Below are 22,776 nucleotides of genomic sequence, written 5' to 3' on the forward strand. Positions count from 1 at the left end.
CGGTTGGGGTGGTGAGGCCATTGCTCAGGCCTCCCGTATAACCTCAAAAAAAGGAAAATTCCGACGCAGCCGGATAGGTAAAACGCTCTCGGGGGGTATCATAACCGCAAGGCGGATGATCTCGGTGCTGGTCTTGAACCACTTGAACGGGCTGGGTTTGGTCATGTGAGGACGCTACCGAGCCCCCTGTCCCGCCTCAAGCGGGGTTTGCCTGATAGTGCCGTCGTGCTTGACAGACTCAACCCATCCGGTAACTATACGACAGTTCAACAGTGGTGTCTCCAATGGCCCGGTCTGATCGCTTCGGTTTGCTGCTCGACGCTGTACGGATCGGTCCGAAAACCGCGAAGAACCGGTTCTTCCAGGTGCCACATGCCTCCGGCATGACCAACGCGAACCCCCATGTCCGCGCGGCCTTTCGCGGCATGAAGGCCGAGGGTGGCTGGGCCGTCGTCTCGACCGGTGCCTGTTCGGTCCATCCCTCGTCCGACGACAGCCCGTTCCCCTTCGCCTCACTCTGGGACGAGGCCGACATCCGGGCACACCGGGTGATGACGGATGCGGTCCACGCCTACGACGCGCTCGCGGCGGTGGAGCTTTGGCACGGTGGCGCGGCCGCGGTGAACCGGACATCGCGGCACGCTCCGCTGTCGCCATCGGGCGTACCCTGGATGGCCACGCATGTGGGATTCATGTCATCCGCCCGCCCCCGGGTCATGGACGCGGGCGATATCCGTAACCTGATCCGCTGGCATGCCGAGGCGGCAAAACGGGCTGAACGAGCCGGGTTCGACATCCTCTACGTCTATGCCGGGATGGGCTATCTGCCCTACCAATTCCTGCTTTCGGACTACAATCACCGCTCCGACGCCTACGGCGGCTCGGTCAGTAACCGCGTCCGCCTGACCGAGGAGTTGATCGACGCGGTGCGCGAGGCGACCGGCGGGCGTTGCGCGGTCGCCTTGCGGATTTCGCTCCAGGAACTCCGGTCGCGTCCGTCCGAAGTCGCGCCATCCGAAGCGCACGAGGTGATTGCGCATCTCAAAGACGCCCCCGACCTCTTTGACGTCAAGATGGACTATTCCGCCACGGATTGCTCGCCTTCGCGCTTCTCGCCCGAGGGCAGTCACGAACCCACAGTCGACTTCGTCAAGACCCTCACCGACAAGCCTGTCGTCGGCGTTGGGCGTTTCACCTCGCCCGATACCATGGTCTCGATGATCCGGCGCGGAGTCCTCGACTTCATCGGCGCCGCACGACCGTCGATCGCCGATCCGTTCCTGCCTCGTAAGATCGAGGAAGGGCGCGAGGACGACATCCGTGAATGTATCGGTTGCAACATCTGCATCTCGTCCTGGCATGACGGGGTATGGGTCCGCTGCACCCAGAACCCGACGGCGGGAGAGGAATGGCGGCGCGGCTGGCATCCGGAGATCGTCCGTCGGGACGCCGAGGGGTCGGTCTTGATCGTCGGCGGTGGCCCCGCCGGGCTCGAGGCTGCACTTACGCTCGGCCGCCGTGGCTTTCGCGTGACGGTCGCCGAGGCGCAGCGCGAGTTTGGCGGCAGGCTGCTGTGGGAAAGCCGGCTGCCGGGTTTGCGGCAATGGTTCAGGGTCGTCGATTACCGGCTTGGCCAGCTTCGAAAGCTGCCGGGCGTGGCGCTTCACCCCGAAAGCCGGATTAAGGCCGCGGACGTGCTCGACTTCGGCGCCGATCATGTGGTCATCGCCACCGGCGCCCGCTGGGCCACGAACCTTTGCGGTGCGAACGAGATTCCGGCGAGGTGCCTTTCTGCCCCCCGTGTCTACACCCCGGACGACATCGCGGCCGGCGCGGAGATCGAAGGTCCGGTTGCGGTTTTCGACTTCGACAACTACTACATGGGGTCGGCCGTCGCCGAGCATCTGGCAGCGCGGGGCCTCGGTACGACCTATGTCACAAGCGCCGGAAGCGCCCAGTCCTGGGGCGTCATGACGAACGAACAGCCGCTTGTGCACCAGGCATTTCTAAAGGCCGGGATCGCGTACCGGACCCTTGAGATCGTCGAGGCTTTCGACGGAGAGATCCTGTCGCTCGCGCAGATCTTCACGGGCGAACGGCGGCAGATCGCCGCGCGCTCACTCGTCATCGTCGGCCAGCGCGCGGGGGGCTCGGCTCTTTACGACGCGCTGGCTGGGGCCGGGGGGCCAAAGTCGCTGATCCTCACGGGCGACGCCAATGCGCCAGGCGCCATCGCGCATGCGGTCTATCAGGCCCACCGCGCGGCGCGTGAGCTTGCCGCGGCGACGCCGCGGATCCGCCGCGATGCGCCATTCGCGATGCGCGAGCTTGACGACTGTGGGGAGGCCGCGCAGTGACCAACCGCACCCGCCGCAGAAGCCGGAATGGTGCGGCGAACATGCCGCAGTCGGGATTTGGCCAGCGGCCGCGTCCCTATGCGCCCATCGAGGTATTGAGCGCCGATCAGGTCGCGGCGATCCATCAGGCCGGGCTCGACATTCTTGCCCGCTTCGGCATGCGCGTGCTCGACGGCACCGCACGGGCAATCTACGCCAGGGCCGGAGCCGATGTCTCGGGCGAGCTCGTGCGGCTCGATCCGGAACTAGTCACCGAACACCTGTCCACGGTGCCGAAACACTTCACGCTCCATGCCCGCAATCCCGCGCATGACGTAACCGTTGGCGGCGAGGTCTGCGTCTACACCTCGGTCGGCGGGCCGGCCTATGTGATGGACAACGACCGGGGGCGCCGCGACGGGACTTTCGCCGAGATGTGCGACTACATGCGGCTCGTCCAGGTCCTGAACGTGATCCATCAGGAGGGCGGCGGGCCGTTCGAGCCGATGGACCTGCCCGCGCATACCCGGCACCTGGACATCTACCGCGCGCAGATCGGGCTTCTTGACAAGACCTGGCAGAGCCAGACGCTCGGCCGCGCGCGCACCATGGACGGGATCGAGATGGCGGCGATCGCCCTCGGCACGACAACGGAGAGGCTTGCGGAACGTCCAGCCCTCGTCGGGGTCATCAACACCAATTCGCCCCTGCAGCTCGACGTGCCCATGGCCGAGGGGCTGATCGCGATGGCCGAACACGGGCAAGCGTTGGCGATCACGCCCTTTACCCTGGCCGGAGCGATGGCGCCCGTGACGCTCGCGGGCGCGCTGTCCCAGCAGCATGCCGAGGCGCTGGCGGGGATCGTCCTGACCCAGCTCGTCCGCCCCGGCACGCCGGTCCTTTACGGAGGCTTCACGTCGAACGTCGACATGCGCTCCGGCAGCCCCGCCTTCGGCACGCCGGAATACGTCAAGGCCGCACAGGCCTCGGGACAGCTCGCCCGCCATATCGGCGTGCCGTTCCGCTCATCGAACGTGACGGCGGCGAACGAGGTCGACGCGCAGGCGGCTTATGAGAGTCAGATGGCGCTCTGGGGCGCGCTCATGGGCGGAGCGCATCTTCTGGAGCACGGCGCAGGCTGGCTGCATGGCGGACTAACGGCCAGTTTCGAGAAGCTCATCCTCGACGCCGAACTCCTGATGATGATGGACGCCTACTTCTCGCCCATCGACACCTCGCCCGATGCACTCGCTCTGGACGCGATCCGCGAGGCAGGGCCAGGCGGGCATTTCTTTGGCACGGCGCACACGATGGAGCGCTACGAGACCGCGTTTCATGCCCCCCTGCTGTCCAACTGGGACAACTACCCGACCTGGCTTGAACGCGGCGGTTGCGACGCACGAACCCGCGCGAACGCGGTCTGGAAGTCGCTTCTGGCCGAATACGAGGAACCCGCGCTCGACCCAGCCGTGGCCGACGCGCTCGACGACTATGTCGCCCGCCGCAAGGAAGCCGGCGGCGCACCAATGAACTGAGGGAGCCATGACGACGATCCGAGACACATTCCCCCATGAGGTCGAGATCGTCGAGAACATCTTCGTGCCGATGCCCGATGGTACGCGCCTCGCCGCGAAGCTCTGGCGGCCGAAGGGCAATGGCGCGGTGCCCGCGATCCTTGAATACCTGCCTTACCGCAAGCGCGAGGGAACGCGCGTCCGCGACCAGAAGATGCATGCCTGGCTTGCCGGTCACGGTTATGCCTGCCTGAGGCTGGACATCCGAGGCACCGGGGACAGCGAGGGGCTGATCGAGGACGAGTACACCGAACGCGAAATTTTGGACGGCTGCGACGCCATCGGCTGGATTGCCGGGCAGGATTGGTGCGACGGCCAGGTCGCGATGTACGGCATCTCCTGGGGCGGCTTCAACGGCCTCCAGATCGCGGCGCGGCGCCCGCCCGCCCTGAAGACAATCATCACCGTGGGCTCGACCGACGACCGTTACGCGACGGACGTCCACTATGTCGGCGGCTGCCTCAGCAAGGACAATTTCGACTGGTCCGCGACGATGCTGGCCCATAACGACCTGCCGCCGGACCCAGAGATCGTGGGCCCCGCCTGGCGCGACATGTGGCAAGCACGGATGAGGGCCAACTCGCCGTGGATCCTGCACTGGCTGTCGCATCAGCGCCGCGACGCCTACTGGCAGCACGGCTCGGTCTGCGAGGATTTCTCGGCGATCACCATCCCGGTTCTTGCCGTCTCGGGCTGGGCCGACAACTACTCCGAAAGCGTGCCCCGGCTGCTCGCCGGTCTGTCCGGACCCCGGCGCGGGCTGATCGGCCCCTGGGCGCATTCCTTCCCGCATGATGTCACGGTCGAGCCCGCCATCGGCTGGCTGCAGGAAGTCCGGCGCTGGTGCGATCACTGGATGAAGGGCGCGCCGGGCGGGATGGTGGACGACCCCATGTACCGGGTCTGGATGCAGGAGAGCGTGCCGCCCTCGACCTGCTATCTCGAACGCCCCGGCCGCTGGGTCGCCGAGGCGGAATGGCCCTCGCTGCGTATCAGGCACCAGACGCTGCACCTCAACCCGGACGGTCGGCTCACGGCCACCGCCGAGGGGGTGAGCGACCTGCCGATCTGTTCGCCGCTCTGGGTCGGGCTCGCTGCCGGAGAGGTCGGACGATACGGCGAGGACGCCGAGTGGCCGACCGACCAGCGCGAGGACGATGGCGGCTCGCTCGTCTTCGCGACCGAGCCGCTGCCCGAGCGCATAGAGATCCTCGGCGCGCCACAGCTTCACCTGCGGTTTTCCTGCGACAAGCCGATGGCTCTCGTCGCGGTGCGGTTGAACGACGTCTGGCCTGACGGTCGGTCCACCCGTGTGACGCTCGGTTGCCTCAACCTGACCCATCGCGACAGCCACGAACATGCAAAGGCTTTGGAGCCCGGTCGGGTCTACGACGCGGTCATCGACCTTGACGACATCGCCCATGCCTTCCCGGCCGGCCACCGGATCGCGGTTTCGCTCTCGACAACCTACTGGCCTATCTGCTGGCCGTCGCCCGAACTGGCCACGCTGACCGTTCGGACCGGCGAGAGCCGGCTCGCCCTCCCGGTCCGCCCACCCGACACCGCCGACGCGGCCCTCCGCCCCTTCGACCCGCCCGAGATGGCCGCCCCGACGCCCTCGGTCGAACATCCGGCCGCGCCGAAACTGCGCCGCTCCGTCAGCCGCGGCCTCCTGAGCGGCGAGTTGGTCGTGGATTTCCCGCGGTGGACCTACGCCCACGAGATGCCTGATATCGGTCAGACCGTCACCTCCGACGCCTTCGCCCGCTACCGCATCATCGACGGCGACCCGCTTTCGGCCGCCTGTGAGGCCGGGGCCAATGTTGTCATCCAGCGCAAGGACGGCGCGTTCGGCCATCATTCGACAGGTCGGCTAACCTGCGATGCCACGCATTTCAGGGTCGAGACGTCCCTGCGGATCACCGAAGACGGAACGACGCTCTTCGAGCGCAAATGGGACGAGAGGATCCCGCGCGACCATGTGTGAGAGGGGGCAGCGGGCGGGAACATGCTGAGATATGCCGTCAAACGCATCGCCCTGGCCGTCGTCATCCTGATCACGGTGATGGTGGCGATGTACGCGATGGTGTTCCTCGTGCCGGGCGACCCTGCCTCGCTTGCGCTCGGTCCAAGGGCGACGCCAGAGCTGAAGGAGCTGCTGCGCGAACGGATGGGGCTCGACGAGCCGGTGCTGATGCAGGTCTGGCACTTCTTCCACAACGCAGCCACCGGCGACCTGGGCTATGACGTCTGGTCCAAGCGCCCTGTGCTCGACCAGATCCTCGAATTCTTCCCGAACACGCTCGTTCTCGGCGTCACCGCGCTCGGCTGGGCGGTGGTGCTCGGCGTCGCGCTTGGCTGCGCCGCGGTCGTCTGGCGCGGCACTGTGACCGACCGGATTCTCGGCATCCTGTCTGTCGGGCTGATCTCGGTCCCCGCCTTCGTCGTCGCGATCTACGCGATCCTGATCTTCGCCGTCTGGCTGCGCTGGCTGCCCGCCATCGGCGCGGGCACGCCGGGCGATTTCGGCAGCCAGGCCCGCGCGCTCATTCTGCCTGCCTTCGCGCTCGGCATCGGCTGGGTCGGCTATCTTGCGCGGCTGGTACGCGCCTCGCTCTTGGAGGTGATGGGCGAGAACTACATCCGAACTGCCCGCGCCTTCGGCCTGCCCGAACGTAAGGTCGTCTTCCGCTACGCGCTCCGGGTCGCGATCATCCCCACGATTGCGTTGCTCGCCGTCGGCCTCGGCTCGATCCTGTCGAGCGCGGTCTTCGTCGAGACGGTCTTCGGCCGCCCCGGCATCGGGACGCTCATCACCGGCGCGGTGCAGAAGCGGAACTATCCGGTTGTGATGGGCACCGTCCTGTTCATGACTGCCTTCTATCTATTTGTCGTCACCGCCGCCGATCTCCTGATCGCAAGGCTCGATCCGAGGGTGCGCGATGTCTTCCGGCGGTAGGTTCAGGGCTCTGCGCGCGCTTCTCGCCGACCCCATGGGAACGCTCGGTCTGGGTCTCGTGCTGCTCTTCGTCGCGATGGCGCTTTTCGCGCCGTGGGTCGCCCCGGCCGATCCGATCAAGCTTAATGTCGTCGAGAAGTTCCAGCCGCCATCGCTCGCGCATTTCGCCGGCACGGACCATCTGGGCCGGGACCTCCTGTCGCGGATCGTCTTCGGGGCGCGGACCGCCCTGTCGATCGCGCTGACCTCGGTCGGGCTCGCGGGACTTGGCGGGCTGATCCTAGGCATGATCGCCGGTATCGGGCCTCGTTGGCTCGACGCGGTGCTGGTCCTGATGTTCGACTCGATGTCCTCGCTGCCGATGATCATGTTCGCGCTGGCCGTCATCACCATCGTCGGCCCCGGCACCGGGACGCTGATCCTCGTCGTCGTCCTCGTCTCAATCCCCGCCTATGCGCGGCTGATCCGGGCGCAGACGCTGGGCCTCGCGGGCGCGGACTTCATCGTCGCGGAAAGGGCGATGGGGGCGTCTTCGGCCCGCATCCTCTTCCGCCATCTGCTGCCCAACGTGGTCGGCCCCCTGGTCATCCTCCTGTCGATGGACGTGCCCGTGGTCATCATGCTCGAGGCGGGACTGTCCTATCTCAATCTCGGCGTCCGGCCGCCGACGCCGTCCTGGGGCAACATCCTCTACGATGGCTACACCTCGATCCGATCCGCGCCCTACATGGTACTTGTCGCGGGCCTGCCGCTGGTGCTTTCCACGCTCGGCTTCACTTTCCTCGGCGAAGGCCTGCGCGACGCGCTCGACCCCAAGCTCAGACGGGGGGAGCCATGATGAGCGAACCGGTCCTCTCGGTCGAGAACCTGTCGCTCCGCTACCGGGTGCCGGGCGGCACCGTTGCGGCCCTGAGGAGTGTCAGCATCGCCGTCCGGCAAGGCGAGGTTCTGGGGATAGCCGGCGAAAGCGGCTGCGGCAAGTCGACGCTCGCGGCGGCGATGATCGACCTGACGGGGGCGAATGCCGAAATCACTTCTGGCACGGTTCGCCTGCGGGGTCAGGATATCCTCTCCCTCTCGCGCGACAGCCGGCGGAGGCTCCGCGGGCGCGAGATCGCGATGGTCTTCCAAGACCCGATGACCGCGTTCAGCCCGGTCCTGACAGTGGGCGAACAGCTCGTCGATTTCCAGTTCAACATCAACGACGTGCCCCGACGCGAGAAGTGGATCCGCGCGCAGCACATGCTGGCCAGGGTCGGCCTTACCGATCCGGACCTGGCCATGAGCCGGTTTCCGCACGAACTTTCAGGCGGTATGCGCCAGCGCGCGGCCATCGCCGCAGCCTTGCTGATGCGGCCCGCCGTCCTCATCGCGGACGAGCCGACGACGGCCCTCGACGTCACGATGGAGGCGCAGATCGTCCACCTCCTGCGCGAGTTGCAGGCCGACTACCGCTGCGCCATCGTCATCGTGACGCACCATCTGGGCGTCATCGCCGAGTTGTGCGATCGCGTGGCGGTCATGTATGCCGGCGAGGTTGTGGAGGAAGCGCCGGTCGATGTGCTCTATCACGACCCCCGCCATCCCTATACCCGCGCGCTTCTGGCCTGCGATCCCGCGCTTATAGAGGAAGCAACGGGGCGGCTTCCCGCCATCGGGGGGCGGTTGCCGGACCTTGCGCACCCGCCACCCGGTTGCGCCTTCGCCGAGCGCTGTCGCCTTTCCACCGAACGTTGCCGGATCGTGCCACCTCCCCGCGTGGCGCTCGGACCGGACCGCAGCGCGCTCTGCCACGAGGTCGCGCCATGACCGCGCTCCTGACGATCGACGATCTCGGCGTCGATCTCGCGCTTGGCGGATGGTTCGGTGCCGCACGGCGGTCGCTCAACATTCTCGCCGGTGTGACTCTGGATCTGAAGCCGGGTGAGACCCTCGGACTCGTGGGAGAAAGCGGGTCAGGCAAGACAACGCTCGCCCGCGCCGTGCTGGGTCTGCAGCAGATCACCGGCGGCAGCGTCCGGTTCGAAGGCTCCGACCTGGCCCGGCCCGCCGACTTCCGAGCCATCCGTCGTCGGACGGCATTGATGTTCCAGGACGCGACGGCGTCGCTCTCGCCCCGCATGACGGTGGGCGAGGCTGTGACGGAACCTTTCGCGATCCACAGGATTGCGATCCGAAACCACCACGAAAAGGCGGCCGAGCTTTTGGCCGAGGTCGGCCTGCCGCCTGAGATGGCCGCACGCTATCCGCACGAACTTTCCGGCGGCCAGGCGAGGCGAGTGGGCGTGGCCCGAGCTCTCGCGCTCAAGCCTGTTCTGGTGATTGCCGATGAGCCGACGGCGGGGCTCGATGTGTCGGTTCAGGCGGAAATCCTCAACCTGATGAGCGACCTCAAGGCTCGCCACGGCCTGAGCTATATGATCATCACCCACAACCTCGCGCTCGTCCGCCATGTCGCCGACCGCATTGCGGTCCTCTATCTCGGGCGGTTGGTCGAGACCGGGCCGACTCGTGCCATCTTCGCCGCCCCCCGCCACCCCTACACGCAAAGCTTGATCGCGGCGGAACCGAAGCCCGATCCCCGCAAGCGCCGTACCGATTTGGCGATACGGGGCGAGATCCCGAGCATCCTGCGTCGTCCGGTAGGGTGCGAGTTCAACACACGCTGCCCACTGGCCCAGGACATCTGCCGCGCAGAACCGCCCGCGCTGAACGATCTCGGCCAGGGCCGCGCTGTGCGCTGCCATTTCGCCAAAGACATAACAGAGGGAGGAAGACATGAACTGGAGCACTGACAGACGACAATTCCTGAAGCTTGCCGGTACCGGGCTGGCCCTTGCGGCCGCCTCACCGCATTTTGCCTGGGCCGCCGAAGGCGATACCCTGCGTATCCGCGTGACCTCGGATTTCCAGGTGCTCGACCCGTGGGGCATAATCGGCGAACTGGACGAGATCATCCCGCGCTGCACGCAGGTGTCGCTGGTGCGGATGGGCGACATGAGGGCAGGCAACCAGTGGGAGCTCTACGCCGCCGAAAAGCTCGAATGGCTCGACGGCACCCGGCTCGCCTTCACGCTGCGCGAGGGGCTGGTCTGGACCGGCGACTACGGGCCCGTCACCGCCCATGACGTCAAGTTCTCCTATGAACGGATTGCCGGGTCCGACAGCGCCTGGGCCTATCAGTTCGAGAAGCTGAAGGAGGTCGAGGTCATTGATGACCGGAGCGGCATCATCCATCTGACCGAAGCCTTCGCGCCCTTCATCGTCATTGCGATGCCCTATTACGGCGGCCACATTGTCTGCAAGGCGGCGGTCGAGGCGGTGGGCGGCAAGTACACGACCGAGATCCCCGCACAGTGCGGACCATACCTTTTCGAAAGCTGGGAACAGCAACAGAAGGTGACGCTGGTCTCGAACCCGGCCTGGGCCGGCGAAAAGCCGGGCTTCGCGACCGTCGAAATCTATATCGTCACCGACGACCAGGCCGCGCAGCTTGCCTATGAGGCCGACGCCTTCGATTACACACGGCTCTCGCCCGCCGCGGTCAAACAGCTGAAGAACGCGATGCCCGAAGGCGCGGCGCTGATCGAGGCGGAATCCACGCGCTATGTCTGGTTGACCGTCAACCAGAACGCGGAGCCCCTGAAGGATATCCGCGTGAGGCAGGCGATCCAATACGCCTATGACAGCGATGCGGTGCTTCAGGGCGCCTATGATGGGCTTGTCGGGCGTTCCGCCGGTGTCGTTCAGCCAGGCACCGCCTTCGCGCGCGAGAAGAACATCATCGACACGCGCGACGTTGAGAAGGCCAAGGCGCTTCTCGCCGAGGCGGGTGCAGAGGGGTTGACGCTGAACCTCGTGTCGCAGACCGATTCAACCTCCCAGGCGATCGCTCAGATCATTCAGGCAAGCCTTACCGAAGCCGGGATGAACATCGTCATCCAGCCGACCGAGGATGCTGCTTACTGGGCGCTCGGCGATAAGACGGCTGGGGACGACTATCTCTCGCTGGAGCTCGTGCTGCAGAGCTTCGCCGGGGGTGTGGATCCTACCGAGAACCTCGTCTGGTTCCGCCCCGACCAGATCGGCGTTTACAACTGGAGCTTCTTCGACAGCGCTGAATACGAGGAGCTGTACCAGAAGTCGCTGGTCGAGCAGGACACGGCAAAGCGCAAGGCTATGTTCAATCGGATGGAGGATCTGATGGAGGAATCCGGCGATTTCGTTTTCATATGCTTTGAGCCGCTGGTGGCAATCCACGACGCGAACCTCAGCCCGTTCATACTTTCGGACGGGCATCCCGATCCGGTAAGGTTCACGAAAGTCTGACCTCCGGGGTGGCGCCCGACTTTGGGCGCCACCTCTGTCAAGGAACCTCGATGAAGCAGAAGCCGACAGCGCCGAGATATGTCCGCATGACCAGCGAGGAGCGACGCTCGACGCTGATCGAGGCGGGGCTCGCCTGCATGGCGCGGGGCGGCATCCAGGAGTTCACGGTCGACAAGATCTGTGCCGAGGCGGGCGTGTCCCGAGGCCTGATCAGCCATCACTTCGGCTCGATGAACGCGCTNGCTGATCGAGGCGGGGCTCGCCTGCATGGCGCGGGGCGGCATCCAGGAGTTCACGGTCGACAAGATCTGTGCCGAGGCGGGCGTGTCCCGAGGCCTGATCAGCCATCACTTCGGCTCGATGAACGCGCTGCTGGCGGCGGTCTACGCGACCATGTATGACGGCTCTACCAGGCTGGCCCGAGACGTGGCACCGGGCGAGACGCGGCTTTCAGCGCTGCTCGATGCCTTTTTCGCGCCCGAGGTCTTCAACCGGGAAGCGTTCAACATCTGGCTGACGCTCTGGGGCCAGATCTCGATCAATCCGGACCTCGGAGCCGAGCACCGGGTGCAATACGCCCGTTATGTCGGAGATGTCGCCGAGGCGATCCGCGAAGTCTCCAGGGCGAAGGGGCGCGACACGGACGCCGACGCACTCGCCCGGTCGTTCGTCTGCCTTGTCGATGGGCTTGGCATCCAGCACTGCATCGAACCCGCCTCCATGACCGCAAAAGAAGCGCAGGCCGCCTGCAGGTTGTTCCTCGAGCCACATCTCGGCGAGTTTTGAATACGGCAGTGCCCGGTCACCTCCGGTCGCCGGGAGGCATGTGAACGGTATTGTCAGAGGAATAGAATTAGGCCGTTCCTTTCTGCCCTCTCGCATGGAAAGAAGGCACCAAGAAATGATCTGAAAGGCAAAGTGCATTGCGGAGCGCTGACGAGACCAACAACCGCGCCGCGGCCTTTTCTAGGGTCAGGACTCATAGCCAGAACATTACGGTTGCGGCGAGGGCGACGGCCGAGAGGAAGACCTTGGGGCATCTGTCGTAGCGGGTTGCCACCCGCCGCCAATCCTTGAGCCTGCCGAACATGATCTCGATGCGGTTGCGGCGTCTGTAGCGGCGCTTGTCGTATCTGACGGGCTTGCCTCGGGACTTCCTGCCCGGGATGCAGGGCTTGATCCCCTTGTCTTTCAGGGCTTGGCGGAACCAATCCGCATCATAGCCCCGGTCGGCGAGCAGCCAGTCGGCCTTTGGCAGATTGCTCAGGAGCGCCGCCGCGCCGGCGTAGTCACTGACCTGCCCGGCGGTCATGAAGAAGCGTATGGGTCGTCCGTTGGTATCGGTGACGGCGTGCAGCTTGGTGTTCATGCCGCCCTTGGTCCGCCCGATCAGCCGCCCGCATCCCCCATTTTCGACCGCAGGCTCGATGCCGTGCGATGGGCTTTCAGATAAGTCGCGTCGATCATGATCGTCGTCTCGTCGGTCGCTTCCGAGGCCAGCCCCTCGAAGATCCTGGCGAACACGCCCATCTCGCTCCAGCGCTTCCATCGGTTGTAGAGCGTCTTCGGCGGGCCATATGCGGACAGCGCATCGCGCCACCGCAAACCATTGCGATTGATAAAGATTATCCCGCTCAACACGCGCCGGTCATCGACCCTCGGCTTACCATGGCTCTTGGGAAAGAACGGCTGGAGCCGCGCCATCTGCTCATCGGTCAGCCAGAAAAGATTGCTCATCATGCCCCCATCAGTTCGGGAGCGTGAATCACGCCGGCAGGTCACCCGCAAGTCAATTAATGGGTCCTGACCCTAAGTGTTCAGTCCCGGCATCTGGTGGATCGGATCGACGATGAATCTGTCCGGCTCTGAAGTCCAGACTTTGCAGATATATTCGTAGGGCGTGAGGCCGCTGAGGGTCTTGAGCCTGCGAGCAAAGTTGTAAGCGGCCATGAAGTCTTCGAGGTGGCTGCGGAGCTGATTATGGCTCTCGTAATGGAAGCGTTTCACTGTCGCGTCCTTGATCGTGCGGTTCATCCGCTCGACCTGGCCATTGGTCCAAGGGTGGTTGGGTTTCGTCAGCCTGTGCTCGATCCCGTTTGCCTCGCAGATCATGTCGAAGCGCATTTGCCTGGAATATGCGGTGTTCCGGTTCCTTGGCTGGTCGGCGAACTGGATCCCATTGTCAGTGAGGATCGTGTGGATCTGATAGGGAACTACCTCGAGCAGGTGTTCCAGGAACTCCCATGCGGTGCGCCTGTCAGCCTTTTCAATGAGCTGGGCGACCGCGAACTTGCTGGTGCGGTCGATGGCCACGAAGAGGTAGAGCTTTCCCTCGGCGGTCTGTACCTCGGCAATATCGACGTGAAAGAAGCCGATGGGGTAGCGTTTGAAACGCTGCCGCTTGGGTTTGTCGCCCTCGACGTCCGGTAGCCGCGAGATGCCATGACGCTGAAGACACCGATGAAGTGCCGATCGTGTCAGATGCGGGATCGAGGGTTGAAGGGCATAGAGACAATCGTCCAGCGGCAGAAGCGTATGCCTTCGGAATGCGACGACCATCGCCTCCTCCGCTTCGCTGAGAACGGACGAGCGCGGTTCCTTCGGACCGGTCTTGCAATCCTCGACCGTCTCGCGCTTCCGCCACTTGGCGACCGTCTTCGGGTTGATACCGAGCTCCCGGCTCAGCGCCGCGGTCGAAGCTTGCGATCGCTGTATTGCAGCTCTGACGGCGTGCGTGGTCGTGGCGCTGCCGTGACGAACTTGTCCCATAGTGCTTCCTTCCATTCCGACGAATGGATCGCACCATCAAACCCTGGGATCAAACACCTAAGGATATGGGGGAAATTTAGGGGGAAGTACCAGGGTCGTGACGTTAAACGTTCAACGATATGAATAGATTAAATGGTGTATGTGGCGGAGGGAACGGGACTGGCGTCGAACCTTCTCCACATCAAGCCATTGATTTTAAATTAATATTTTTCGCGCAATGCACCCCACGAGCGCTTCCAGCACTGCAAGCGTCTCACGTGGTGATGCCGTCTGGTGAGAGCGGCATCCTCCTCACCTCCAGCAAGTAGGTGGCTACTGTTACCGCTGGACCGTGCAAACATTGACGATTCCACGCTGCGCAAATCTGATGCGCCGTGAAAAGGCGTCCGATCAGCCGAGCCCAAAGTCATCCCGGAAGCGGTCGATCTGATGCATGCGCTCATGCAGGATGGTCACGATCCCGATGTCGCCATTCGATAGATGACGCCAGTAGACGAAATGACGCTCGTATCGAAAGAAGAACCCTTCAACACCAAACTCGGCTGGGATCGGTTTCGACGCGACACCGTGTGCTGCGATCTTGTCGAAGGCGGCGAACAGGCCGGTGATGTATTTCTCGGCCTGATCATCTCCCCACCTGTCACGGGTGTAGCGGTAGATGCCATCGAGGCGGTGCGACGCCCCTTCCTGAATACGAATGGCGGGCACTGGATCAGGCCCGGTTCCGCGCGATCACCTCGGCCGCCGTCAATGACTGGTATGTCTCCTCCGGGGCTGCGAAGGCAAGGGTAAGCTCGCCCTTCAGCCGGTTGAAGGCTTCCTGCTCCGCCCTCTCCTTGTCACGCCGGATCAGGTCACGGATGTACTCGCTGACGTTCTCATAGGACCCGTCATCGCCTACGTTGGCCGACACGAAGTCACTCAGTGCCCCACCAAGACGGACGGTCATCGTGGTCGTTCGGGACATGGCACGGCACCTCTCATCTCGCCTGTATTCAATATAACCAAAAACGCACACAAAACAAGAGTGAGCTGCACCCTGCTCCCGCCGATCATCGTTCGTCCCTCAATCGTCTGCCTCCTCGACAATGTGGCGGCCCGCAAGTGCAAGAACAACATAGAGCACAGCATCCGAATGCCGCGCGAGGGCGATCAGATGGTCGCCGCTCGGCCCCCGCTCGCCCGAGAACCAGTACCTCACGGTGCGTTCGCTGGCACCCGTCCAGCGCATGGCCATTTTGATTGCCCTGTGTGTGTCGTCCAACTCTTCGTGCAGAGCCATCGCTATGGCGGTTCGATAATCTGTTGGCTCGTCGACCAGGTGCACAAATGTGCCCATTTTCGGCACAACTGTGCCCATCTTCACGCGCATTTTCACGTCCTTCTTCGTTAAACAATTGAAGAACCATGAAAACGGCGGGAGTCGATTTTGTCCGTTGCGGGTCATTGGACCGCGCTTGACGGACACTACTGATTTTGGGAGCGCAGTAATGAATTGGAGTTTGAAAAATGACCGCCGGGAAAACGGAAAGACCTTGCCCGTTTCAGGAAACGAATTTCCAGACGAGTTTGTGCCAGATGGAAAATTTGAACCCAAAAAAGGCTGAAAAGGAAAACCCGATTTGAATAACGGTCGATACAACAGCGAGGACAAAGGTGACGAGGCCGGACAGGATATCCCAGCCGTCGCCTATGTGCGGATGTCGACCGATCACCAGAAGTACTCGACTGAGAACCAACTCGACATCATTCGGGATTACGCCACCGCCCGGGGCCTGCAGATCCTGCGCGTCTTCGAGGCCTCCGGTCGGTCCGGGTTGCGGCTGGACGGTCGCGAGGCGCTGCAGAACCTGATGGCAGAGGTAAGAACCGGCCAAGCGAATTAAAGGCCATTCTGGTCTATGATGTCAGCCGCTGGGGCCGGTTTCATGATGCGGACCAAGGCGCCTTGGCAACCGTCAGCTATATGGGGAGCACGTTTGCCAAGGCGCCGGTCACGCCCAGACTGGCCGACTTTTGCTCCGCCCCGTAACCGGATTTTGCTCCGCCGTTGACAGTCACTGCTAACTGGTTAATTTTGCGATAGTAAAGTGAGCCGCGAACAGGAGGTTGCAGAGCACGACGCCAAGCACCCCTGCGGGACTTGAGTGGCAAGAACTCACCAAACCAAAGAGCGGGAGCCATCGGAATCATGAAACTTAGAAAATTCATAACACCAATCGGCGCGGTCTTTGCTGCTCTCCTAATCGTCTCAGCAGGCGCCCATGCCCAGCTGGAGACCGATAAGGTGAATGGGATCACCATCAAGCGCGGATATCCTCTCCCGCAGGATGTCGAAACACTCACTAGCAACCTTCTGCTCAGTCGTGGCGTTGAGCTTTACTTGTGGGCTCTGCCGATTAATCAGTCCTACGCTGGTCGCGATGCCCTCATCGAGGCTTCGGGTGGCGACATGCTGGATGTTACTTATTTCGGCGGATATTCCGGTCACGATGTCAAGCTTTCGACCTTCAACAATGAGACGGTGTACGCCGCGGTTCACATGGAGTTGTACGATGGTCCCGTCGTCTACGAGCAGCCCGCAATGGACGATAAAGGGTACCTGTTCGGATCGATTATTGATGTATGGCAGGTTGCTTTGACGGATCTTGGCATTCCTGAAGTTACGCCGGATCAGGGTAAGGGCGGCAAGTACCTGATTCTCCCTCCGGATTATTCGGGGGAAGTGCCCGAGGGCTATCTACCCATTCAATCCAATTCGTTCCAGGTACGCCTGGGGTTGCGTTCAGTGATGCTGGGCGAAGGGACTATCGACGATGCAATTGCCCGGGTTAAACGGGTCAGGGTTTATCCACTATCCGATCCCCAGCGGAAGCAGAATTACTTTGATTTGCTGAAGAAGTCAGTGGGAGGCGAAGTCGATAAGGGCGTTGGCGCATTCCGGCTGATGCATGACTACATCAGCAAAGAACCCATTCAGGAAAAAGACAAGTATCCGATCGGCATGCTTCGATCGCTGGGGATAGAGAAAGGACAGCCTTTCCCTACGGACCGGAAAACACTGGAGCTGTTGCAGCAAGCTGCAGATATCGGTTGGATGACCGCCAAGTACAACATGACACAGTCATGGCCGCCCAGCGTTCTTGAAGGCTGGAAAGCGCTAGGACTGGCTGAGACATGGGACCCGGACTTCACGACGGACGACTACATTCAGGTCGATGAGCGGGCCGCTTACTTCGGCCTGGCTATCTGGCCGCCTCGGAATATGGGAAGCTCCACCTACTACGCCATCACATTTTCCGATACCGAGGACCGGCCGTTGGAGCCCGGGAAGACCTACAAACTGCACCTTCCGCCCAATGTGCCCGCCACCAGCTTTTGGTCGGTGATTCTCTACGACGCTGAGACCGCATCCATGATCGAAAATCCCCACAAGAAATACGCGATCAGTTCTCTGAATAAGAATTTGCAGCAAAATGAAGACGGGTCTGTCGACGTGTTCTTTGGGCCGGAAGCACCGGAGGGCCACGAAAATAACTGGATTCCAACAACCAAGAATGATTTCTTCGTGGGTTTCAGAATCTACGGGCCAGATCTCGAACGATTGGGGAAAGCCTGGACAGCAGAACGACCGGTGAGACTTCCCAGCGAGTAGAGCTCTAGCCAATACAGACAAGCCAGGAGAACGCTACCATGAAAAAGACCGTACTTGTTACTGCTATCACTTCGCTTTTTCTGCTGTCCGGTTTGCAGGCAGACAAAGCATTGTCCGAAACCGTCGAAGGTGATGTGGCCGTCGATTCATTCACCCTGAGCGGGCTTGAAATGAAGAGTGGCGTGCCAACGCCCGAGTCGAGCAAAAAACTTTTCGACGCCATGGACTACTATGGCGCCGTCATGACCTATCTCTGGTCTCTTCCCGCGACAGGGTTGAAGGGTTGGGAAAACGCGAATGTCGATATGGGTGCCAGCCCTGACCTGGATGGCCAGATTTCGCTCTACACAGGGTATGTCGGCGCCGGTGGCGTCCTGACGCCCAACACGGCCGTCACTTATGTGATCTCATTCGTGAACCTGGAAACTCAGGGCCCCGCTGTGTGGATTATTCCTCCTGGCGCAACCGCCGGGTACGTTGGCGATTACTGGCAACGGCCCGTTCTCGACGTCGGCGTTGCTGGCAAAGAGCAGGGCAGAGGGATCAAATTGCTTGTCGTCGGTCCCGATCAGGACGTGCCGGAGAACGATGGCAGCTATACAGTCGTCCACAGCCCGACCAATGTTGTCTGGCTGGGGACGCGCAACATGGAGCCATTCGGACCCGAACATGACAAGGTAACCGAAGGGTTCGATTCCTACCCCTATCTCAAGCCAGAACTTGCGGGACGCGAAAAGTTGCGCAAGGAGACGGATGTTTTCATGCAGTATCAGCCACATGGCATGGAATTCTGGGAAAACCTGAACGACATCGTTCAGAGAGAGAAAATGCTCGACCGGGACCAGTTTTTTTACGCGATACTGAAGAACCTGGGCATCGAGAAGGGCAAGGAATTCAATCCCGACCCAGAGCTCCAGAAACTGCTGATCGAAGCCGAACACGTCGGCTATTTGATGTCGATAAACAATACCTTCCAGAAGCGGTTTGAAGGCGCACGGTACTACGATGACAAGCGGTGGTTCACCACGCTTGTCCAGCGACCAGATCAAGTCGACGAGACACACGGGCAGATGTTCGAACGAGCCTCGTATTTTCATGAGGCCATCGGCTCCACCTGGGCAATGAAAATGACCGAACCGGGACCCGGAAGCGCCTATTTGAGCCAGTATGAATCCGCAGAAGGCGGAGGCTTTGACGGTGGAAAAAACTACACGCTGCTCGTTCCGGCAGACCCACCTGTCGATCAGTTCTGGGCGTTGACCATCTACGACAATCATTCACGTTCCATGCTTCGGAACGAATTGAAACGGGCGGAGATCAACTCACTGGACGGGTTGATGCAGAATTCGGATGGTAGCACGTCCGTGTACATTGGGCCGACGGCTCCCGAAGGGTTTGAAAAGAACTGGGTGCAAACTGCGGAAGGGCAGAACTGGTTCACCTATTTCAGGTTTTACGGTCCGCGCATGCCTTTCTTTGACAAGAGTTGGCAATTGAATGACATAGAGCTGGCTGAATAGCTGCGTGTCACGTCCCGGAAGGTCGTATGGCTGTCAATCGGCATTGAACTTTGACCCCCTATCGGCATCCAATATTGACCCCTCTGGTGCTGAGCAGGCCCGGCGCTGCGTAGTCCTCATGTAACGCAGCTGCGGCGGGCCTGCGGGGTTTCGGATTGGTGCTATGCACGGTTTTTGAAGCGCCAGCTTTCGTTGCGGGTTTCGACGATCTCGCAGTGATGCGTGAGCCGGTCGAGCAGCGCGGTTGTCATCTTGGCATCACCGAACACGCTGGGCCATTCACCGAAGGCCAGGTTGGTGGTGACGATGATCGATGTTCGTTCGTAGAGCTTGCTGATGAGATGGAACAGAAGCTGTCCGCCGGTTTGCGCGAAGGGCGGATACCCGAAGAAGACCAAGACTGGCAAGAGAAGGTGCGCCTTCGCATCGTTCCACACCCAAATCTCACAGATCATCAGAAGAGCGTGGTGATGATGGACTATGGGATGACGGACGGCGTTCTGGACCTGGAGGTGCGCCGTGCCGTCGCCTATTATGCGAAGCGGCGCCTTGGGCTCGTCGAAGGCCACGAAGGACGACCAGCTCATGAACAAAATATTGTCCTCGCTCCACTACTCCAGAAATCAGACTGAGGCGCCCCGGAACGCTCGCGAAGCTTGCTCCCAGGACGTATTCGCCCTGCCCTATGCACCGCACTGCCTTTCACTTATGCAGAAAATAGTCCCGTCCAGGCCGTCTTGTCGTGGCGTCTCCACGGGCAACAAGGCTCCGATGCCCTGTCTGTCGCGCGTCATGGCTCACGATAGTGTCCCACGGCGTGGTGTAGGAGCGCCGACCCTCGGAGAGGTCAGGGCTTGATCAGACGGCCACTGCGGGCAGCCTGACGGTTGGATTGTCGGTCACGCGGGCGAGGGTTTCAAGCGACATGTATCGCCTTGCGACTGCCCATTCGTCGTTTGTCTCCAGCATCAGCGCGCCGACCAGGCGGACGATGGCTCCGTCGTTGGGGAAGATCCCGACGACGTCGGCGCGGCGCTTGATCTCGCGGTTGACGCGTTCGAGCGGATTCGTGCTCGGGCATGCGGACGAAGCCGTCCTCGGGTCGTTGTGGGGCCATGGCGTGCCTCCCTCAGCCGATCTTCGCGCCCCAGAAGGACGTCTGGTCGGCGGCGAAATAGCCGTCCGCGACCCGGAAATACCCCTGCAGCTCGACGGTATCGCCCGCGGTGAGCGGCACCATGGTCTGCAGCCAGATCGCGGTGGCGAGCGAGACGTGGGTGGCGGAGATTTCGCCGAGGGAGCCGCGGATTTCGGTCGTGCCGTTCAGCACGAGCCGCCCGCGCATGCGCGCCGTCGTGCTGGAGTTCACCTTGTAGAGCAGCGTCGCGCCGAAGAGGTAGGTGCCGTCCACGGGGGCCACGAAGTGGTTGTTCGCGGCGTCAAAGGCTCCCTGATCGTTGGTGTCGGTGTTGTTGAGGCCGATCTTGGTCCAGGTCCCGACGCCCACGTAGTTGTCGTAGTTCGTCCAGGCCTTGAACCGCGGCAGCCGGGGCTGATCGACGATGCCGGTGGCGTTGTCGACGCTGAGCCCGTCGAAGAAGGTGCTGCCGTCGGCCGAGACCGCGAGGCGGAAACGGTCGGAGCCGAAGAGCCCGACCAGCGCCTTGGTGACGAAGCCGGTCTGCAGCGTGAGCCCGAGATCGTCGCCGGCCGCCTCCTTGTTCATGGTGTAGAAGAGATCGCCGGTGCCGCCCTCGGCCACGGTCCTGGCGGTCCAGAGCGCGGCGTTCAGTTTGGCCGAGAACGGGTTCGACGTATCCGCCGTCGTCCCCAGCCCCAGCAGCGAGAGGTTCTGCAGCGCGCCCGGCGTTGTCCCGGTCCAGTCCGCGCCGTCGTAGACCAGCAGCAGCCCCTCGTCCTCGACCCATGCCCGCCAGCCGATGCGCGGCGGCAGGCGGAGCCAGGCCCCATCCGTCCAGAGCGCCACGTTCAGGTCCCAGCCCGCCCAGTCGCCAGTCGCGCCCGAGCCGACGATGTAGCGGTCGCCGTCGTCAGGGCTTCCGGGCGGTGCGGTCAGATCCCGGTCTAGGACGGAGAGCTGGACGAGCCCGTCGAGGATCCTCAGCGCCTCGTTGTGGGTGACGTGCTTCTGGGCCTGCGCCGCGAGGATGTAGGGCAGCAGAAGATGGGTCGTGGCGTCGGACATGGGATGGCCTTCAGAACAAAAGCGTGACGGTCTTGGGCGCTCCTCGCCCGATAAGGGCGGAGAGCTGGAACATGCGGATCGTGAGGCTGTCGCCGAGGGCGAGCGGTGCGCCCCAATCTGCGGTCTGCTGGGCGGCGGTGTAGATGGCGCTGGCGTTGGAAGCGGTCAGCACCCGCTTCACGGCAGTGCCGTCGAGGATCTCGACCTCGTAGACTTCCAGTTCCTCGGCCAGCGGCACCTCCAGTCCTCCCCAGCTGTCGGCGGCGAGCGCGCGCGACCGGCGCGTCCAGCGGATGGTGAGATCGCCGGGCGAGCGCGGCGTGCGCCATGGCTGCTCGACATGGGCGACCGAGAACGGCCGAAGCCCGGCGCCCGTGGGCGTGAAGGCCTGCGCCACGTAGGTCTCGTCGCTGACCGGGCGGCTGGCTGGACCGATGCGCCAGTTCCACGGGATGCCGAGATCAGCCTCGGCGATGGGCAGCGATGCGAGGCTGTCGTCGATCACTGCGACGCGGGCGCCAGCGGGGGCCGGGTTGCCCATCGCGCCTTCCGTACCGCGCTGGCCGCGCAGGAGCCGTGTCAGCCGATACCTGCCGGGGGCGAGCAGCTCCGCCGCGCCCGCCTGCACGATCTCCCAGGTGCCGGGCGCGCTCTCGATCGCGAGCGCGTTCGCCCCGCCGAACAGCGTCAGGTCGGTGACGCTTTCCAGCGTGCCGGTCAACAGGTCGACGACCAGCGCATTGCCGAGGTCGAAGCGCGAGGTGGGCCCCGCGTAGAGATCAGAGACCAGCGTGCCAATCCGGGCGCGGCTGCCGAACGTGGCCAGCAGCTCGAAGCCATCGGTCGAGGGGCTGCGGAACACCGCCATCTCGCCCGGCCAGGGAACCGCGTGGGCGGCGACGAACGGCCGATGCGCGGGCTGATCCTCGGTCAGCTGCGGCAGGTCCATCAGCACCGCGTCCGGCGCGCCGAACACGACGGCGCGCGTCAGCGATGCCGCGCGCGGATCGCCGGGCGGCAGATCGTAGGTCGCCCGGTCCTGGCGGACCGCCTCTATGCCGCGCGCCTCGGCGTCGGCGATGGAGACGAGCCGCAGATCCACCAGCCGCCCGTCATGGGCGAGCCGGATCGCATCGGCCGGATCCAGCGCGAGCCGCGAGGGCGGCAGACGGAAGGCCGCGGTCTCGCGCCCCACCCACGCTTCCATCAGCGCGCGGCGGCAGCGGCGCTCGGCCTCCTCGGGCGGCACGGCCATCGGGAAGGACTCGGACGCGATCCGGGTCGTGTCCACAGTGATGCGCCGCGCCTCGACGAGGGCCGCGTGTCAATCCCGGCGCAAAGTTGGTCGGCGTAGCGGCGGAATAGTCCCCAACGGTTGGGACTATCGCGCGTCTTGACGCGTGTGCTCCCCACAAAGCTGACGCGCGG

20 protein-coding genes and 4 pseudogenes are annotated in these 22,776 nt (G+C 63.2%); 14 read left to right on the forward strand and 10 right to left on the reverse strand.

Annotated elements, in window-relative coordinates:
* Positions 1–24: 24 nt before the first annotated feature.
* Entirely contained in the window at positions 25–165 is a 141-nt protein-coding gene (locus R5H32_RS06320; RefSeq protein ID WP_318337828.1) for a hypothetical protein, read from the reverse strand.
* Positions 166–284: 119 nt separating this feature from the next.
* Here R5H32_RS06320 and R5H32_RS06325 point away from each other — a divergent pair, with 119 nt between their 5' ends.
* The 10 genes and pseudogenes from R5H32_RS06325 to R5H32_RS06365 all read left to right on the forward strand — a co-directional run bounded on the left by R5H32_RS06325 (position 285) and on the right by R5H32_RS06365 (position 11,984).
* Complete coding sequence (locus R5H32_RS06325; RefSeq protein WP_318337829.1) at positions 285–2,357, forward strand: FAD-dependent oxidoreductase; 2,073 nt, start codon at positions 285–287, stop codon at positions 2,355–2,357.
* Positions 2,354–3,871, forward strand: a complete 1,518-nt coding sequence (locus tag R5H32_RS06330; RefSeq protein ID WP_318337830.1) for a trimethylamine methyltransferase family protein — start codon at positions 2,354–2,356, stop codon at positions 3,869–3,871. The genes R5H32_RS06325 and R5H32_RS06330 overlap by 4 nt, the downstream gene beginning before the upstream one ends.
* Positions 3,872–3,878: 7 nt before the next feature.
* Positions 3,879–5,897, forward strand: coding sequence for a CocE/NonD family hydrolase (locus R5H32_RS06335; RefSeq protein ID WP_318337831.1), 2,019 nt, complete (start codon positions 3,879–3,881; stop codon positions 5,895–5,897).
* A gap of 21 nt (positions 5,898–5,918) precedes the next feature.
* A complete protein-coding gene (locus R5H32_RS06340) occupies positions 5,919–6,869 on the forward strand; it encodes an ABC transporter permease (RefSeq protein ID WP_318337832.1) in 951 nt (316 codons plus the stop codon).
* A complete protein-coding gene (locus tag R5H32_RS06345; protein ID WP_318337833.1) occupies positions 6,853–7,707 on the forward strand; it encodes an ABC transporter permease in 855 nt (284 codons plus the stop codon). The genes R5H32_RS06340 and R5H32_RS06345 overlap by 17 nt, the downstream gene beginning before the upstream one ends.
* Entirely contained in the window at positions 7,707–8,678 is a 972-nt protein-coding gene (locus R5H32_RS06350) for an ABC transporter ATP-binding protein (RefSeq protein ID WP_318337834.1), read from the forward strand. The genes R5H32_RS06345 and R5H32_RS06350 overlap by 1 nt, the downstream gene beginning before the upstream one ends.
* Positions 8,675–9,664: an ABC transporter ATP-binding protein gene (locus R5H32_RS06355; protein ID WP_318337835.1), complete on the forward strand. Its 990-nt coding sequence runs from the start codon at positions 8,675–8,677 to the stop codon at positions 9,662–9,664. Before R5H32_RS06350 ends, R5H32_RS06355 begins: the two co-directional genes overlap by 4 nt.
* Positions 9,648–11,198 carry an ABC transporter substrate-binding protein gene (locus R5H32_RS06360; RefSeq protein ID WP_318337836.1) on the forward strand — a complete coding sequence of 517 codons (1,551 nt, stop codon included), beginning with the start codon at positions 9,648–9,650 and terminating at the stop codon, positions 11,196–11,198. The genes R5H32_RS06355 and R5H32_RS06360 overlap by 17 nt, the downstream gene beginning before the upstream one ends.
* Positions 11,199–11,335: 137 nt before the next feature.
* Positions 11,336–11,386 (forward strand): annotated as a pseudogene (locus tag R5H32_RS20975) (hypothetical protein); the annotation flags it as partial.
* Positions 11,387–11,444: 58 nt separating this feature from the next.
* The gene (locus tag R5H32_RS06365) at positions 11,445–11,984 is read left to right on the forward strand and encodes a TetR family transcriptional regulator C-terminal domain-containing protein (RefSeq protein WP_318337867.1); all 540 of its coding nucleotides are present in this window, start codon (positions 11,445–11,447) and stop codon (positions 11,982–11,984) included.
* Positions 11,985–12,177: 193 nt separating this feature from the next.
* Here R5H32_RS06365 and R5H32_RS06370 read toward each other — a convergent pair.
* The 5 genes from R5H32_RS06370 to R5H32_RS06390 all read right to left on the reverse strand — a co-directional run bounded on the left by R5H32_RS06370 (position 12,178) and on the right by R5H32_RS06390 (position 15,339).
* Positions 12,178–12,935 (reverse strand): IS5 family transposase gene (locus R5H32_RS06370; RefSeq protein WP_318337837.1). Its coding sequence is split into 2 segments (ribosomal slippage): positions 12,178–12,608 and positions 12,608–12,935, totalling 759 coding nucleotides; the frame shifts between segments, so codons are not numbered across the junction.
* 72 nt (positions 12,936–13,007) lie between these two features.
* A complete protein-coding gene (locus R5H32_RS06375; protein ID WP_318337838.1) occupies positions 13,008–13,967 on the reverse strand; it encodes an IS481 family transposase in 960 nt (319 codons plus the stop codon).
* A 390-nt stretch (positions 13,968–14,357) separates the two neighbouring features.
* Positions 14,358–14,675: a type II toxin-antitoxin system RelE/ParE family toxin gene (locus R5H32_RS06380; protein WP_318337839.1), complete on the reverse strand. Its 318-nt coding sequence runs from the start codon at positions 14,673–14,675 to the stop codon at positions 14,358–14,360.
* A gap of 4 nt (positions 14,676–14,679) precedes the next feature.
* Entirely contained in the window at positions 14,680–14,934 is a 255-nt protein-coding gene (locus R5H32_RS06385) for an addiction module antitoxin (RefSeq protein ID WP_318337840.1), read from the reverse strand.
* A 99-nt stretch (positions 14,935–15,033) separates the two neighbouring features.
* On the reverse strand, positions 15,034–15,339 hold the full coding sequence (locus R5H32_RS06390; RefSeq protein ID WP_318337841.1) for an XRE family transcriptional regulator: 306 nt from the start codon (positions 15,337–15,339) through the stop codon (positions 15,034–15,036).
* A gap of 25 nt (positions 15,340–15,364) precedes the next feature.
* Between R5H32_RS06390 and R5H32_RS06395 the strand changes: the two genes are divergently transcribed.
* The 4 genes from R5H32_RS06395 (at position 15,365) to R5H32_RS06410 (ending at position 19,142) form a co-directional block, all read left to right on the forward strand.
* Complete coding sequence (locus tag R5H32_RS06395) at positions 15,365–15,574, forward strand: hypothetical protein (RefSeq protein ID WP_318337842.1); 210 nt, start codon at positions 15,365–15,367, stop codon at positions 15,572–15,574.
* A gap of 15 nt (positions 15,575–15,589) precedes the next feature.
* Positions 15,590–15,853 carry a recombinase family protein gene (locus R5H32_RS06400; RefSeq protein ID WP_318337843.1) on the forward strand — a complete coding sequence of 88 codons (264 nt, stop codon included), beginning with the start codon at positions 15,590–15,592 and terminating at the stop codon, positions 15,851–15,853.
* A gap of 305 nt (positions 15,854–16,158) precedes the next feature.
* On the forward strand, positions 16,159–17,622 hold the full coding sequence (locus tag R5H32_RS06405) for a DUF1214 domain-containing protein (RefSeq protein ID WP_318337844.1): 1,464 nt from the start codon (positions 16,159–16,161) through the stop codon (positions 17,620–17,622).
* A gap of 38 nt (positions 17,623–17,660) precedes the next feature.
* Positions 17,661–19,142, forward strand: coding sequence for a DUF1214 domain-containing protein (locus R5H32_RS06410; protein ID WP_318337845.1), 1,482 nt, complete (start codon positions 17,661–17,663; stop codon positions 19,140–19,142).
* Positions 19,143–19,303: 161 nt separating this feature from the next.
* Here R5H32_RS06410 and R5H32_RS06415 read toward each other — a convergent pair.
* The 4 genes and pseudogenes from R5H32_RS06415 to R5H32_RS06430 form a co-directional block, all read right to left on the reverse strand.
* Positions 19,304–19,543: pseudogene (locus tag R5H32_RS06415) on the reverse strand (ATP-binding protein); the annotation flags it as partial.
* 457 nt (positions 19,544–20,000) lie between these two features.
* Positions 20,001–20,219, reverse strand: a pseudogene (locus tag R5H32_RS06420) (transposase); the annotation flags it as partial.
* Between the two features lie 52 nt (positions 20,220–20,271).
* Positions 20,272–21,348: a DUF2793 domain-containing protein gene (locus R5H32_RS06425; RefSeq protein ID WP_318337846.1), complete on the reverse strand. Its 1,077-nt coding sequence runs from the start codon at positions 21,346–21,348 to the stop codon at positions 20,272–20,274.
* 10 nt (positions 21,349–21,358) lie between these two features.
* A pseudogene (locus R5H32_RS06430) lies at positions 21,359–22,669 on the reverse strand (phage tail protein); the annotation flags it as partial.
* Positions 22,670–22,776: the final 107 nt, after the last annotated feature.

The sequence above is a fragment of the Defluviimonas sp. D31 genome, from assembly GCF_033436765.1.
Taxonomy (GTDB): domain Bacteria; phylum Pseudomonadota; class Alphaproteobacteria; order Rhodobacterales; family Rhodobacteraceae; genus Albidovulum.

What these genes read in the sequence shown, in the direction of transcription:
- R5H32_RS06320 (WP_318337828.1), bottom strand. Translation starts at nt 165, where the DNA reads ATGACCAAACCCAGCCCGTTCAAGTGGTTCAAGACCAGCACCGAGATC.
- R5H32_RS06325 (WP_318337829.1), top strand. Translation starts at nt 285, where the DNA reads ATGGCCCGGTCTGATCGCTTCGGTTTGCTGCTCGACGCTGTACGGATC.
- R5H32_RS06335 (WP_318337831.1), top strand. Translation starts at nt 3,879, where the DNA reads ATGACGACGATCCGAGACACATTCCCCCATGAGGTCGAGATCGTCGAG.
- R5H32_RS06340 (WP_318337832.1), top strand. Translation starts at nt 5,919, where the DNA reads ATGCTGAGATATGCCGTCAAACGCATCGCCCTGGCCGTCGTCATCCTG.
- R5H32_RS06345 (WP_318337833.1), top strand. Translation starts at nt 6,853, where the DNA reads ATGTCTTCCGGCGGTAGGTTCAGGGCTCTGCGCGCGCTTCTCGCCGAC.
- R5H32_RS06350 (WP_318337834.1), top strand. Translation starts at nt 7,707, where the DNA reads ATGAGCGAACCGGTCCTCTCGGTCGAGAACCTGTCGCTCCGCTACCGG.
- R5H32_RS06355 (WP_318337835.1), top strand. Translation starts at nt 8,675, where the DNA reads ATGACCGCGCTCCTGACGATCGACGATCTCGGCGTCGATCTCGCGCTT.
- R5H32_RS06360 (WP_318337836.1), top strand. Translation starts at nt 9,648, where the DNA reads ATGAACTGGAGCACTGACAGACGACAATTCCTGAAGCTTGCCGGTACC.
- R5H32_RS06375 (WP_318337838.1), bottom strand. Translation starts at nt 13,967, where the DNA reads ATGGGACAAGTTCGTCACGGCAGCGCCACGACCACGCACGCCGTCAGA.
- R5H32_RS06385 (WP_318337840.1), bottom strand. Translation starts at nt 14,934, where the DNA reads ATGTCCCGAACGACCACGATGACCGTCCGTCTTGGTGGGGCACTGAGT.
- R5H32_RS06390 (WP_318337841.1), bottom strand. Translation starts at nt 15,339, where the DNA reads ATGCGCGTGAAGATGGGCACAGTTGTGCCGAAAATGGGCACATTTGTG.
- R5H32_RS06405 (WP_318337844.1), top strand. Translation starts at nt 16,159, where the DNA reads ATGAAACTTAGAAAATTCATAACACCAATCGGCGCGGTCTTTGCTGCT.
- R5H32_RS06410 (WP_318337845.1), top strand. Translation starts at nt 17,661, where the DNA reads ATGAAAAAGACCGTACTTGTTACTGCTATCACTTCGCTTTTTCTGCTG.
- R5H32_RS06425 (WP_318337846.1), bottom strand. Translation starts at nt 21,348, where the DNA reads ATGTCCGACGCCACGACCCATCTTCTGCTGCCCTACATCCTCGCGGCG.